We start from the raw sequence: 13,991 nt of genomic DNA on the forward strand, positions 1-13,991 counted from the left end.
CGCTCACAGAACCGGACTTGAGAGTCTCCCCTCATCCGGCTCTTCTTACCCAACCGCTGGTTTCTGACATATCTGCCAGTGAACCATAAACATCGGGACTCTCTTTGCAATGCTCGCCAGCCATCGGCCAGCTTTAGCCTTGCGCCCCTTCAATTTCTTGTATTTACCCATAGCCCAGCGCACCAAGGTATCTTCCACATAGTAAAGGGCATTTTCAGCCATCGATGCATAGAATCTACCGAAGTAGCCTATCCACCCCCGCACTCGTGGATTTATTTCTCTGGCAATTTCCAAAAGGCCACAGCCTCTTTTCTTCGTTGGGATTTCAAGGCCCTTAATCTTATTCCGAAAGTCCTGAACTGCTGCCCTACTGACTGCCGGAAGGAAGTTCACATAGAACTTTCCATATCGATTTCGGATCAATCTGGGTCGGAAGGTGTAGCTGAGAAAATCGAAAGTCATGTTTTCATGCTCCCCTTGCCTGTTGCTATCCTTGCAATACACCAGCTTTGTCTTGGTTGGATGCAGTGTAAGACCACACTCGAGTAAACGGTCTCGGACAGCTTCCAACACAAATTCAGCTTCTTCCCTGGTACGACAGTGGATTAATGCATCATCAGCGTAACGCTCAAACCAGACTCCGCTGATATTACGTGTCAGCCAGTGATCAAATGCATAATGCATGAACAGGTTGGCCAGCAGCGGGCTAATCACTCCACCCTCGGCAATTGCTCCTGCATTGCCCTACCTCCTGCATCCATGCAGTCGTGTGGCGAACCTTTTCCTGCCTCTTTCTCAACAATTTTATCCCCATCCATTACCGGAGCTTCGAGCCAACGTTTGATGTACAGCAAAACCCAACGATCCTTGATATGGTGCTCCACTGCCCGCATGACCAGCTCATGGTCCAGATTGTCAAAGAAGCCCTTGATATCCAGATCAATTACCCAGTCTCTCTGCCAGCAACGTTTCCGAGCCACAGCCAGCGCCTGATGTGCTGACCGGTTTGGCCGGTAACCGTAGGAGTTTTCATGGAAAACGGGTTCCACTACTGGCTCAACGATCATTTTCACCACCGTTTGGGCTACGCGATCGGCTACTGTCGGCACTCCCAGCGGTCTCGTGCCTCCATCCTTCTTCTGGATTTCCACACGCATGACGGGGGGAGGAAAGTAGCTTCCCGACGACATTCGATTCCATAGCATGTACAGGTTCCTGCCCAGATTAGCCTCAAAGTCAGTTACTGACTGATCGTCAATTCCGGCACTCCCCTTGTTCGCTTTCACTCTCAGCCACGCTTGATAAACAAGCTGTTTCGAAATTGTGAACGGTTTTGTTTCAGTCATCAGACTCATCCCGTTTTATAAAACAACGCTATAAATGACGGTTGATCTGTTGCTTCAACCGGATAAGCCAGTCCTTTCGCTCCACCTCCATTACAGAGGCTTCATCACTACACCGGACTGGTCCTCCTCTGTGCTCTGTATCGGTACTCACAGCCTCCACAGTTCAGCTGCTTGGCTGGCTCCCTTAACACCAGAACGACAGATTCCCACGTTCCACAAAAGAGCCTGAAATCAGTTCATGCCACCTATATCCCGGACACCGCTCAGGCAGTAACTGGCTATCCCCTGAGCTCATCATGGAGCAACACAGCTCTCCATTTTTGATGTCATCAGACCACGTTTCGAGACGTCATCAGTGGTTCACTTGCGTTCATCTCCTGATCTCACACCTGACGCAGTCAAGCTGCGCCTTTTCCGTAACGCTCACCACACCGGCTCTTTACCGGCGCAGCTTACGGTGGTTTGATGGCTGCTTCCAGAAGCCGCCACCGGAGGGCCTACCTCCATCTCAATTGCAGTTACGAGCAGACCGACTCTGCTCTCGTGTCACACCTGTGTCTCCGTGGCAAGATTTTCTCCTCACCAGGCAAATTGGAAATGTGGAAGTTATTTCCAGACAACTCCTTAATGTCTACCCTAAGAGCGCCAGTAGTCAGGCGGTTATTGACGATGTAGCAAACGCTGTAGACCTGACTGGCAAAATAAATTCTCCGCCCTGCCCGGTGAAGCTGACTACCTGAAGAGCATTGCCACCACACCAGAATCTGAAATTGCCGAAGAATACCTGTTCGACTTCAAAACACTGAAAGAACAACTGACGACTTATTTTGACGATCTGAAACACGGCCAACACTATCTGTTTGACTCGGTTGAACTGCACCTGATTCAGACCTATCTCGGTGCTAAGCGTACCGACCTCAACGGTAACGCCATTTATGGTCAGTACGACCTGGTGAAAACGCTCACCAGCCGCTCTATGGAGTCCATCGACTGGCTAACTGAAAAAGTCTGGCGCACTTCTGACAGGACTGATTGTACCGCCTGAAAACTATGTCTTTGTTAGCCAAAGCGGCAAGCGGTTCGTTGACGAATGCGAAAGCCGCGACGTGCTCTCTGAATCTTTCTTTAGCAACGGTGGTCTGATTTACATGAATTGAGCGTTATAACGGCTTTGTTGAGCAGGGTCATGATTCTGACTTCCATAAGAGCGCCCTTGGCTTGAAAGTTGAGCAGGCTCCGTTTTATGCCACTCCACACAAGCCCTCCGTTCACCACACAATGGGCGGTTTGAAGATCGATACGCAGGCGCGTGTTATCAATAAAGAAGGTGACGTCATCCCCGGTTTATACGCAGCAGGTGAAGTGACCGGCGGAATCCACGCAGACAACCGCCTGGGTGGTAATGCACTTATTGATATCTTTACCGGTCGTATTGCCGGCGAGAGCGTTGCCAGCCATGCTTAAGCAACATTGAATAAATGTTGAATTACATCATTCAGAGGGGAGCAGTGCTCTCCCTTTGTCTTATAGAGCGTCTTGCAGAGCGTGAAAAGGCAGACCTCGATGAAACGATTTAAAACCCGATTTCACATGATGGGAACCTTCATTGACCTGGAGATTCATCACCCCAATGGTGTGCAGCTTATTCAGGACTCCTACCTTCAACTCCACCAATACGAACAGCGCTTCACAGTGAATCAACCTGATTCTGAGTTAATGCGTGTCAATCAAAATGCAGGAGTAAAACCGGTTACCGTTCCGCCGGACATGTATCACCTGATCAAAAAGGCAAAAGCGGTCAGTGATGACCTGAGGAATCCATTCAATATTGCCATAGGCCCACTGGTTAAGACCTGGCGCATCGGCTTTAAGGATGCCAGAGTGCCAACAAAGGATGAAATTGCTGAAAAAATATCGTTAGTTGATCCGCAAAAAATTACTCTGAATGATCACAATCACTCTGTGTACTTGTCCCAGCCCGGTATGGAGATTGACCTGGGAGCCATTGCCAAAGGCTACTTTGCCGATCAAATCAAACGGTATCTGCTGGACGCAGGCGTTAAACAGGGAATCATTAATTTGGGCGGCAATGTTTTGACCATTGGCCACTCGCCGGCAAACACAACCAAGGCATGGCATGTTGGCATTCAAAATCCACAGTCAAGTCGTGGTGAGACCTGCCGTATCGTTCTGCTCCGATGTGCTTCCATGGTGACCTCAGGAATCAACGAGCGTTTTTTCCAGGCAAACGGACAGCATTACCACCATCTCCTCAACTCACAAACAGGCTGGCCAATTTCAACCGATATCGCCAGTGTGACCATTATCTCCAAACATTCTGTCGATGGCGAAATCTGGAGCACTGCGGGATTTCTTTCTTCCGTTGAAGCGTCGGTTTCATATCTGAACCAACAGTCAAATATTGAAGCTGTCGTTATTTCAAGGCAGGGTGATCTTCATTGCACGCAAGGCCTGGAGGATAGCGGGCAGCTTATACTGCTGCTCTGACTGACAACTGATGGATGTGGGATTAAACCACCTCGATTCACATGGGGAGTAAATTACCAGCAGAGCATTAGCCTGATCGGTTGCTGTCTGAAGTCGCTACCATCGTCTTGCCGCTAAAACCATTCAAAGAGTCAGCGGATTTTTAACGTCCCTTGAGAGCAAGTCTTTTGCTTTCAGGACTATACGAATAGCTGATTCTTTGATAATTCAAAAACAGGATTAATACCTAACCACCAAAGCAAATAAAATTGGTTTTATTGACCTGAAGGGGTTGTTTTTCCAGTCAAACCCGAACAATGAGAAAAAACGGTTGTTTTATAACCTTTGTGAAATTACGGTACGTTCTGTATCGTTATTGTTAGGTTATAAACACTGGAGTAGCCTCTATGGATCACACAAGCGAAACAGAATACAAACCAGGCCCGTTGGACGGCGTCACGGTATTAGACTTCTCCCGCGTACTTTCCGGACCTTATTGCACAATGATTCTGGCGGATCTTGGGGCAAGGGTAATCAAGATTGAGCGTTTTGGAACAGGCGACGACACACGTGCGTTTGGTCCTTTCATTGAAAACGATTCAGCCTATTTCATGTGCTTCAACCGAGGCAAAGAGAGCATCTCTCTCGATATTAAATCACCACGCGACCGGGAACTGCTGGAACGACTTCTGGACACCAGCGATGTCGTTGTTGAAAATTTCCGCCCCGGTGTTATGGAACGACTTGGCTATGGCCCGGAGCGCCTGGCCAAAACCCATCCACATATTGTTTATGCCTCTATCTCAGGCTTTGGACACAGCGGCCCGTTCAGTGAACTGCCAGGCTATGACATGGTGGTACAGGCAATGGGCGGAGTAATGGGTTTGACCGGCTGGCCCGGTGCAGAGCCTGCCCGTGTTGGCACCAGCTTTGGTGACCTGGGTGCAGGCCTGTTCGGTGTTATAGGTATTTTGGCTTCACTTTACAGCCGCAACCGTGACGCCCAGGGCGCACGCGTCGACATCGGCATGCTCGACTGTCAGGCCGCATTGCTGGAGACCGCTCTGGCGCGTTACGACGTTGAAGGCGTTGTACCCACCCGAACCGGTGACAACCATCCATCGCTGGCACCTTTTGAGACCTTTATGGCCGAGGACGGTAAGTTTGTCATCTGTGCAGGTAATGACACACTCTTCCTGCTGATGGCCGACGCTCTGGGGTCACCCCATCTGGCACTGAAACCAGAGTTTCTGACCAATGACCTGCGGGTTCAAAACCGTGTTCAATTGGTCCAGGACATAGAAGCGATCACCAAAACCAAACCAATGCAGCATTGGATCGACGCCCTCAACGAAGAGGGAGTTCCCTGTGCACCGATCAATACCATTGACAAGTTGTTCGACCATCCTCAGCTACTGGCCCGTGACATGATCATCAAAGTTCAAGGAGAACACGATCGGCCGGTTCGTACTGCAGGCAACCCAATTAAATTGAGCAACATGACCGAATTTGATCCTGAAAAGCCAATCAAGGCACCCATGCTGAATCAGCATCGTGAAGCGATTCTTGATGAGCTAATGGCCAGCCACGGAGCCTATGACGTTGTTAAAGGTCAAAATAATGACCACCACGCTGATCTGCATGAGTTTTACGAAGCTGCCGCTCCAGCCACTAACTAAGGAATTGTAGAAATGTCGAAATTATTTCAGGACAGCTCCTTAACCAGTAGGGCTGGCTTTTTAGTGTTTTGGGTTACCAAGCCTGCCTATCGGGAAAAAATTTGAAATGCAGGATTTGTAATGATTATTGAAAGGAGAAAAAAAGGTTCGTCCATCACCCGTGTACTTGAGATTATCGAGTCCGTGGCTCAGGCCGAACGTCCTTTAAGTCCAGCCGATTTGGCCCTGCTGTTGGATATACCCAAACCCAGTGTGCATCGTATATTGCAACAACTCGTAGCCGAAGGGTACTTGCAAACGAATATACGAGGTCTTCTGATCCCGGCCGACCGGCTGCAAGCCACTGCATTTGGCATACTCCACAGCAGCCGTTTCAAGGCCCTGAGCCAGGCAGTTCTGCAAAAGCTGGCCCATAAAACAGGAGAGACCTGCGGCATCTCAATTCCCAATGGTACGGAGATGATCTATTACGACAGGGTCCAGACCAACTGGCCTTTACAAGTGCACTTGCCCATCGGCAGCCACACGCCGGTATGGTGTACGGCCAGTGGGAAGCTGTATCTGAGTTCCCTGCCGAAGGATGACCGCCAGCGCATCATTAACAATCTTCCCATGGAAATGCTGGCCCGAAACACCATCACCACTGCGAAAGAGCTGGAGTCGACACTGTTGGAAATAGCCGATAACGACCGCGGTGTAGAAAACGAAGAGTTCATCGACGGTATGGCCTCCATCTCTGTCCCTGTCAGGAATGAGAAAGACAGGCTAACTGCCTGTCTCTTCACCCATGCGCCGATCCTGAGAAAAAGCCTGACTGAATTGCTGCAGTTCGAACCCCTGCTCCGTCAGGCAGCTTTAGAACTGGGCTCTTTTGAATGTTAAGTGGGGAGAAAGGCAGTAAACCTCGGCATGGAGTATTTTGTCAGCGTGGTAAAGCGGCTCTATCCGGACTTCAGGGTTGACCAGGAACTTCCCGGAATCCATCAAGAGCCTCGTCAACATACTCAAACTGCCTAAACAGCTTCCGCTTTCACAACATTAGCCATTTTTTTCGGTGGTTTGACCATAAGACCAATGGCAGCCGCTGCAAAACTTACTCCGGCACAAATCATAAAGGTACTCTTATAACCGCCAGTGGTGTCCACCAGATAACCTGCCAGTTTCGGGCCCGCCATGCCAGCAACCCCCCACGCAGTGAACAGGATAGCGTAGTTAAAACCCATGTTCCTGGTACCGAAGAAGTCTCCCGCAGCAGACGGAAATACCGCCAGCGCTGCACCATAGGTGAAGGTGATAACCGTTGACCCCATCAGGATCATGCCAAAGGTATCAAAACGACCGAACACCAACAGCACAGCACCTTGCAACATGTATAGAATGCTCATAGTGCGTGCGCGACCGATCTTGTCAGACATTAAGCCTGCACCCGGGCGGCCCAGAGCATTGGCGACAGAAAACGCCTGAACCAGCAGGGTAATGTTAAACGTACCGGTCAGTTGCAGGTTGGCAATGTTACCAATATGACCAATGATCATCAGACCGGTCATGGAACCCGCCAGGAACATCAGCCACAACATGGCAAACTGTGGCGTCTTGATCATCTGCTTCCAGTTGTACTCACCGGTTTCCGAGCCACCAGCAACCACCGGGATCTCTTTCGCCTTTTTATCAGCAATGTTCGGTGCTGTTTCCGGAACACTCATGAACTGAGCACCGGCAACGATCATACCGCCGAAGAACACAGCCAGTATATTAAAGCTGGCAAACAGACCGTATTCTGCGATCAGGTATTTGGCCAACGGAGCCGCATACAACGGTGCCAAACCAAAGCCGGTGACAACCAGACCGACAATTAAACCTTTTTGCTCCGGCTTAAACCATTTCACCGCTGCCGGAGACGTTGCGGAATAGCCCAGACCGATGCCTGCACCGTTCAGAACACCAAAACCCAGAATAACGCCCATTTTGGTCGGCATGGCACTACACAGGAACAGACCTGCCGCAGTACACAGAGCTGCGATGGTGATCACAATGCGCGGCCCCAGGCGATCCTGCAGCTTACCACCTACCAGCATGATTAGCGCAAACGCGGCAATTGCCGTTGCGTAGGGCGTGGATGCCTGAGAAGCGGTCCAGCCCTGAGTTTGAATAAAATTCTCCGAGAAGATACTCCACGTGTAAAGACTGCCAAACATTAAGTTGATAGTCAGGCCAGCCGTCACTACGATCCAGCCACGATTCATATCAGTTATCATAGGTACCTCACTTAAAGCTACTTCTGTCGCCTGTCGACTGACGTCTTTCACCTTTACTGAAATGCTATGCAATCCAACTCACCAGGGAAGGATTCCCAGTCTTCTTTTGAAGAAAAAAGCCTTATTAGCACAGGCAGACAAGGTAAGCAGTTAACCAAATGAAATCATATTTCCTGTCATTTTGATCTACTTCATGTCGTCGATTCATGTCGTCGATGGCGACTTCATTCAGGATATAGCACGAATGCTGTCTTTGCAGGCAGCTGAGGAAGTTAATCCTGTTTTGCTCTCACTACTCAGAAAATAACTAAATAATTTTATTAAAGCTTTTTAAATAACAGTTTCGACTCAGACGACGGTTTACTACCACAAAAAATCAAGACGTTGACCGAGACCAAAAAGCATTTAAATTAGCTTGATACCATCTTGAAAATTTTGCCCCCCTATTTATTTAAGATTTTAAAGTTATATGCATCATTTTTTATATTTATACATCTGTTATTTAAATAGATCGCTTGATATATCAAATACTTTTATTAGAAAAACTCTATTCTAATAAAACCAAAGTGCATTTGATATGATAATTAACTTACTGATTAACCAATCTGTAAGAGGAAGAGTGCATGGTTAAGCTAGCCGATGAGCTAATACTTCGATCAGGGGCTACGCTGAAAAATCGCATAATGATGGCACCAATGACAATTCAGTCTGCCTTTTTTGACGGCGGCGTTACTCAACTGATGATTGATTACTACGCATCCCGTGCGGGCGATGCTGCTGCAATCATTGTGGAAAGTGCTTTTGTAGAGAACTATGGTCGTGCATTCCCCGGGGCATTAGGTATTGACACAGACAACAAAATCAAAGGCCTCAAAAAGCTATCCCGGGCTATCAAAGAAAAAGGTTCAAAAGCCATACTGCAAGTTTACCATGCTGGTCGTATGGCGAACGGAGAATACAACGGTGGTCATACACCTATATCAGCCAGCCCGGTTGCCGCCCTGCGTGATAATGCAGAAACACCGCTGGAGATGACAGGAGCGCAAGTCGAAGACATGATTGAACGCTTTGGTCATGCTGTAAATCGTGCCATTCTGGCGGGCTTCGATGGCGTGGAAATCCACGGTGCCAACACTTACCTTATCCAGCAATTTTTCTCTCCCCACTCAAACCGTCGCAGTGACAAATGGGGTGGCGATATCGAGAAACGAACCACCTTCCCCCTGGCGATTCTGGAAAAAGCCAAAGCCGTTGTGGCAGCCAGTGACAAGCCTGATTTTATTATTGGCTATCGTTTTTCTCCGGAGGAAATTGAGGAACCAGGCATCCGTTTTGAAGATACCCTGTATCTTCTGGATAAACTGGCTACCAGCGGTCTGGATTATTTGCACGTCTCAATGGGTAACTGGGCGCGTAATTCCATTGTCAACCCTGACGATAAAGAACCGCTCGTCGCTAAATATCTACGACAAAAGAGCGAAAGCCTGGTGGGGGTACCTATTATTGGTGTTGGCGGTATTGCACAGCGGGCAGATGCAGATAAAGCCCTTGAGCAAGGTTATGATCTCATCAGTGTTGGCAAGGGTTGTCTGCTGGAACCTGCCTGGGCCACCAAGGCACTCAACAACGAGGTCTGCGCAGAGTTTGCTGATATTAACCAGCAAGATGAGCTGCATATTCCTTCCCCACTCTGGGACATCATGGACTACATGATTGTCGATAGAGCGGCTGAGGAGGCTAAGAATGAGCGTATCAAAGAACTGCAAAACGTAAAAATTGAATTTGAGCCCGGTCAGTACACGGCTTATGGTATTGGGCATAGTGGCAAGCTGCCGGTGACGGTTACCTTCTCGGAAGATAAAATCCTTGATATCGTTGTCGACTCTTCAAACGAATCCGAAGGTATTGCCAACCCGGCGTTTGAGCGAATTCCGCAACAAATTCTTGATGAGCAATCGCTCAATGTCGATGTCATTTCTGGCGCTACAGCCAGTAGCCAGGCGGTTATTGACGGTGTATCCAATGCGGTTGACCTGGCTGGCGGTCACTCCGAAGCGCTTCGCTGCAAGGCCAAAAAGGCGATTGAATGGTCAACGGAAACCATTGAAGAGACCGTTGATGTGGTCGTTGTTGGCGGTGGCGGTGCGGGCCTGAGTGCGGCGCTAACGGCACTGGATAAAGGCAAATCGGTTATCCTGCTGGAAAAATTCCCGGCCATTGGTGGTAATACGGTCCGTACCGGTGGCTGGGTGAACGCTGCTGAGCCCGGTTGGCAAAGTGATTTCTCTGCCTTGCCCGGTGAAGCCGGCTACCTGAAGGGCATTGCAGCAACACCAGAATCTGAAATTGCCGAAGAATACCTGTTCGACTTTAAAACACTTAAAGAGCAACTGACTGCTTACTTTGACGATCTGGAAAACGGCAAAAAATATCTGTTTGACTCGGTTGAACTGCACCTGATTCAGACCTATTTAGGTGGCAAGCGCACCGACCTCAAAGGTAACGCCATTTATGGTCAGTACGATCTGGTTAAAACGCTCACCAGTCGCTCTATGGAGTCCATCGACTGGTTGACCGAAAAAGGAATCGACTTTAACCGCAGTGCGGTTGATATTGCTGTTGGTGCTTTGTGGCGTCGTGCACACAAACCAAAACGCCAAAAAGGCCTGGAGTTTGTTGATAAGCTGCAAAAATGCATTAAGGCGCAAGGCGGTCGCATCATGACCGACACCCGTGCCACCGACCTTATTATCAACGATGGCAAAGTGGAAGGCATTAATGCGACACAGACCAATGGCACCAAACTGATACTGCATGTCAACCATGGTGTTGTGCTGGCTTCCGGTGGATTTGGTGCCAATACCCAAATGCTCAAGAAGTACAACACATACTGGAATAAAATTGCTGATGACATCAAAACCACTAACTCACCAGCCCTGATTGGTGATGGTATTGAGATGGGTGAAAAAGCCGGTGCTGAATTGACGGGTATGGGATTTGCCCAGCTAATGCCGATCGGCGATCCAAAGTCTGGCGCACTTCTGACAGGGCTCATTGTACCGCCTGAAAACTTTGTCTTTGTTAACAAAAGTGGCAAGCGGTTCGTTGATGAATGTGAAAGCCGCGACGTGCTTTCTGAGTCTTTCTTCAACAATGGTGGTCTGGTTTACATGATTGCCGACAGCGAGATTCGTAAAACCGCAGCGAATACCTCTGATGAAACCATCGAACGGGAAATTGAAGAAGGTGTCATCATCAAGGCAGACACTCTTGAAGAGCTGGCAGAGAAAATCGCTGTACCCGTGGCAGAGTTTGTGGAAACCATTGGGCGTTACAACAGCTTTGTAGAGCAAGGTCATGATCCAGATTTCCATAAGAGCGCCTTGGGCTTGAAGGTTGAGCAGGCACCATTTTATGCAACTCCGCGTCAACCCTCCGTTCATCACACCATGGGCGGCCTGAAGATCGATACGCAGGCTCGTGTCATTAATAAAGCAGGCGATGTTATTCCGGGATTATACGCAGCAGGTGAAGTGACCGGCGGAATCCACGCAGGTAACCGTCTGGGTGGTAATGCACTCATTGATATCTTTACCTTCGGCCGTATTGCTGGTGAGAGCGTCTCCGAGCTTGCTTAGGAATTGTCCTTAAATAATTCCGACATTTTAAACTCGGTCTCCGTTCATCCTGAGCGGAGTCGAAGGGTGACTGGCACGATAATCGAGGCCGGAGTACACGCCCTTCGACAGGCTCAGGACGAACGGAGTTTCGAGGCTCAGAAATGTCGGAATCATTTCGGGCCAATTCCTTAATTAATTAAGGTTGTTTTTTAACCTGCGCGTAATACGATACATTCCGTATCGTTTTGGCAAGGTATAAAACTTGGAGTAGCCACTATGGATCCTACTAGCGACACAGAGTACAAACCTGGCCCGCTGCACGGTGTCACGATATTAGACTTCTCCCGCGTACTTTCCGGACCCTATTGCACAATGATTCTGGCGGATCTTGGGGCAAGGGTCATCAAGATTGAGCGTTTTGGTACTGGCGACGACACTCGTGCGTTCGGGCCTTTTATTGAAAACGATTCAGCCTATTTCATGTGCTTCAACCGAGGCAAGGAGAGCATCTCCCTCGATATTAAATCGCCCCGTGACCGGGAACTGCTGGAACGACTCTTGGACAGCAGTGATGTTGTCGTTGAGAATTTTCGTCCCGGTGTTATGGAACGACTTGGCTACGGCCCGGAGCGCCTGGCCAAAACCCACCCACATATTGTTTATACCTCCATCTCAGGCTATGGACACAGCGGTCCGTACAGTGAACTGCCAGGTTACGACATGGTGGTACAGGCAATGGGCGGGATTATGGGTTTGACCGGCTGGCCTAATGCCGAGCCTGCCCGCGTTGGTACCAGCATAGGTGATCTGGGTGCTGCTCTGTTTGCTGTCATAGGAATTTTGGCTTCGCTTTACAGCCGCAGCCATGATGCTCAGGGAGCACGGGTCGACATCGGCATGCTCGATTGCCAGGCCTCATTGCTGGAGACCGCTCTGGCGCGTTTTGACGTTGAAGGTATTGTACCCACCCGAACCGGTGACAACCATCCATCGCTGGCGCCTTTTGAGACCTTTATGGCTGAGGACGGCAAGTTTGTGATCTGCACCGGCAACGACACGCTTTTCATGTTGATGGCCGACGCTCTGGGATCACATCAGCTGGCACTGAAACCAGAGTTTCTGACCAACGACCTGCGGGTTCAAAACCGTGTGCAATTGGTTAAGGAAGTAGAGGCGATCACCAAAACCAGGCCGATGCAGCATTGGATCGACGCCCTTAATAAAGAGGGTGTTCCCTGTGCACCCATCAATACCATTGACAAGTTGTTCGACCATCCTCAGCTACTGGCCCGTGGCATGATCATCAAAGTTCAAGGAGAGCACGACCGGCCGGTACGTACGGCAGGCAACCCAGTTAAATTGAGCAACCTGACCGAATTTGATCCTGAAGTGCCAATCAAGGCACCTATGCTGAATGAGCATCGTGAAGCGATTCTTGATGAACTGATGGCGAGCCACGGAGCTTATGACGCCGTTGTTAAAGGTCAAATTGATGACCACCATGCTGATCAGCCTGAGCTGCAAGAAGCTGTTGCTCCAGCCGTTCACTAACAGACCCAAGAACTATAGGTACCTGTGATGCAAAAGCAAAAAACCAACCTGACCGTTAAGTCTGTCAATTCCGAACAGAAGACTGAAGCAGAAAAGTCCCCTCTGGCAGTGGTAGCTGCATCCACAGCGCAAACCCCGGAAGTCATTCTGGTTGAACGTCGTGAACGGGTGGGGATCATTACTCTGCATCGTCCCAAAAGTTTGAATGCACTGAATCGCCAGCTGGCTCGTGAAGTGGTGGATGCGCTCAAAGAGTTTGATAAAGACAATAATATCGGTGCCGTTGTGATTACCGGCAGTGCCCGGGCTTTTGCCGCTGGCGCTGACATCGAAGAGATGGCGAACCTGAATTTCTCCGAGTTCTATTGTGACGATATCTTTGCTCCATGGGATGAAATGAAGGCCATTCAAAAACCGGTTATCGCTGCGGTAGGCGGCTACGCGCTGGGTGGTGGCTGTGAGCTGGCGATGTTGTGCGACTTCATTATCGCTGCCGATGATGCTCAGTTTGGTCAGCCAGAAATCAAGCTCGGCATCCTGCCGGGTATCGGTGGTACCCAGCGTCTCAGCAAAGCGGTTGGTAAGTCCCTGGCTATGGATATGGTGCTGACTGGTCGAACTATCAACGCTGAGGAAGCTAAAGCGTCAGGCCTGGTAGCACGTGTAGTACCAGCCAAAGATCTGTTACAGGTTGCACTGGAAGCTGCCCATACCATCGCTGCTTACAACGACCCGGCAGTGCGTATGGCGAAGGAATCCGTCAATGTTGCCTTCGAAACCCCTCTTAATGAAGGAATGCGCCACGAACGCCGCCTGTTCCAGGCATCCTTTGCTACCGAAGGCCAGAAAGAAGGAATGCACGCCTTTATTGCCAAACGGGCTCCTGTTTTCCGACACCGCTAGAACGCAGAAACACCTGCCAGGAGGCTGTCCGAGAATAGCGCCCGTCTAGGCGACCCCGTAGCGAGGATTGCGAGAAATTGAGGATAAAAATTTCTGATCCTGAGGAGAATAGCGGGGCTATTTGACGAAGAAGCAGGAATTTTTAGACCA

The 13,991-nt window shown here is 49.5% G+C and carries 10 protein-coding genes; 7 read left to right on the plus strand and 3 right to left on the minus strand.

What is annotated here, in order from left to right; all coding sequences use genetic code 11:
• Window positions 1-45: 45 nt before the first annotated feature.
• Both CX664_RS27060 and CX664_RS27065 read right to left on the minus strand, forming a co-directional pair.
• Window positions 46-684 carry a group II intron maturase-specific domain-containing protein gene (locus CX664_RS27060; RefSeq protein WP_206679430.1) on the minus strand — a complete coding sequence of 213 codons (639 nt, stop codon included), beginning with the start codon at window positions 682-684 and terminating at the stop codon, window positions 46-48.
• Window positions 685-710: 26 nt separating this feature from the next.
• Window positions 711-1,346 carry a reverse transcriptase domain-containing protein gene (locus tag CX664_RS27065; RefSeq protein ID WP_219622213.1) on the minus strand — a complete coding sequence of 212 codons (636 nt, stop codon included), beginning with the start codon at window positions 1,344-1,346 and terminating at the stop codon, window positions 711-713.
• A gap of 1,152 nt (window positions 1,347-2,498) precedes the next feature.
• On the opposite strand from CX664_RS27065, the gene CX664_RS27070 reads away from it, so the two are divergent.
• From CX664_RS27070 to CX664_RS16565, 4 genes are all read left to right on the plus strand, one after another.
• The gene (locus CX664_RS27070; protein ID WP_219622214.1) at window positions 2,499-2,810 is read left to right on the plus strand and encodes an FAD-binding protein; all 312 of its coding nucleotides are present in this window, start codon (window positions 2,499-2,501) and stop codon (window positions 2,808-2,810) included.
• A 99-nt stretch (window positions 2,811-2,909) separates the two neighbouring features.
• Entirely contained in the window at window positions 2,910-3,854 is a 945-nt protein-coding gene (locus CX664_RS16555) for an FAD:protein FMN transferase (RefSeq protein ID WP_101747816.1), read from the plus strand.
• Window positions 3,855-4,240: 386 nt separating this feature from the next.
• The gene (locus CX664_RS16560) at window positions 4,241-5,512 is read left to right on the plus strand and encodes a CaiB/BaiF CoA transferase family protein (RefSeq protein WP_101747817.1); all 1,272 of its coding nucleotides are present in this window, start codon (window positions 4,241-4,243) and stop codon (window positions 5,510-5,512) included.
• Between the two features lie 120 nt (window positions 5,513-5,632).
• Window positions 5,633-6,394 carry an IclR family transcriptional regulator gene (locus tag CX664_RS16565; RefSeq protein WP_101747818.1) on the plus strand — a complete coding sequence of 254 codons (762 nt, stop codon included), beginning with the start codon at window positions 5,633-5,635 and terminating at the stop codon, window positions 6,392-6,394.
• A gap of 131 nt (window positions 6,395-6,525) precedes the next feature.
• On the opposite strand, the gene CX664_RS16570 is transcribed toward CX664_RS16565, so the two are convergent.
• Entirely contained in the window at window positions 6,526-7,755 is a 1,230-nt protein-coding gene (locus CX664_RS16570) for an L-lactate MFS transporter (protein ID WP_163372101.1), read from the minus strand.
• Window positions 7,756-8,390: 635 nt separating this feature from the next.
• Here CX664_RS16570 and CX664_RS16575 point away from each other — a divergent pair.
• The 3 genes from CX664_RS16575 to CX664_RS16585 all read left to right on the plus strand — a co-directional run bounded on the left by CX664_RS16575 (window position 8,391) and on the right by CX664_RS16585 (window position 13,841).
• A complete protein-coding gene (locus tag CX664_RS16575) occupies window positions 8,391-11,405 on the plus strand; it encodes an NADH-dependent flavin oxidoreductase (protein WP_101747820.1) in 3,015 nt (1,004 codons plus the stop codon).
• 258 nt (window positions 11,406-11,663) lie between these two features.
• Window positions 11,664-12,938 (plus strand): CaiB/BaiF CoA transferase family protein, encoded by a 1,275-nt coding sequence (locus CX664_RS16580; protein ID WP_101747821.1) that lies wholly within the window; start codon window positions 11,664-11,666, stop codon window positions 12,936-12,938.
• Window positions 12,939-12,965: 27 nt separating this feature from the next.
• Window positions 12,966-13,841, plus strand: coding sequence for an enoyl-CoA hydratase (locus CX664_RS16585; RefSeq protein ID WP_101747822.1), 876 nt, complete (start codon window positions 12,966-12,968; stop codon window positions 13,839-13,841).
• Window positions 13,842-13,991: the final 150 nt, after the last annotated feature.

The organism is Endozoicomonas acroporae (genome assembly GCF_002864045.1).
In the GTDB taxonomy this organism is placed as follows: domain Bacteria; phylum Pseudomonadota; class Gammaproteobacteria; order Pseudomonadales; family Endozoicomonadaceae; genus Endozoicomonas; species Endozoicomonas acroporae.

What these genes read in the sequence shown, in the direction of transcription:
- CX664_RS16565 (WP_101747818.1), top strand. Translation starts at nt 5,633, where the DNA reads ATGATTATTGAAAGGAGAAAAAAAGGTTCGTCCATCACCCGTGTACTT.
- CX664_RS16570 (WP_163372101.1), bottom strand. Translation starts at nt 7,755, where the DNA reads ATGAATCGTGGCTGGATCGTAGTGACGGCTGGCCTGACTATCAACTTA.
- CX664_RS16585 (WP_101747822.1), top strand. Translation starts at nt 12,966, where the DNA reads ATGCAAAAGCAAAAAACCAACCTGACCGTTAAGTCTGTCAATTCCGAA.
- CX664_RS16575 (WP_101747820.1), top strand. Translation starts at nt 8,391, where the DNA reads ATGGTTAAGCTAGCCGATGAGCTAATACTTCGATCAGGGGCTACGCTG.
- CX664_RS16560 (WP_101747817.1), top strand. Translation starts at nt 4,241, where the DNA reads ATGGATCACACAAGCGAAACAGAATACAAACCAGGCCCGTTGGACGGC.
- CX664_RS27065 (WP_219622213.1), bottom strand. Translation starts at nt 1,346, where the DNA reads ATGACTGAAACAAAACCGTTCACAATTTCGAAACAGCTTGTTTATCAA.
- CX664_RS27060 (WP_206679430.1), bottom strand. Translation starts at nt 684, where the DNA reads ATGCATTATGCATTTGATCACTGGCTGACACGTAATATCAGCGGAGTC.
- CX664_RS16580 (WP_101747821.1), top strand. Translation starts at nt 11,664, where the DNA reads ATGGATCCTACTAGCGACACAGAGTACAAACCTGGCCCGCTGCACGGT.
- CX664_RS16555 (WP_101747816.1), top strand. Translation starts at nt 2,910, where the DNA reads ATGAAACGATTTAAAACCCGATTTCACATGATGGGAACCTTCATTGAC.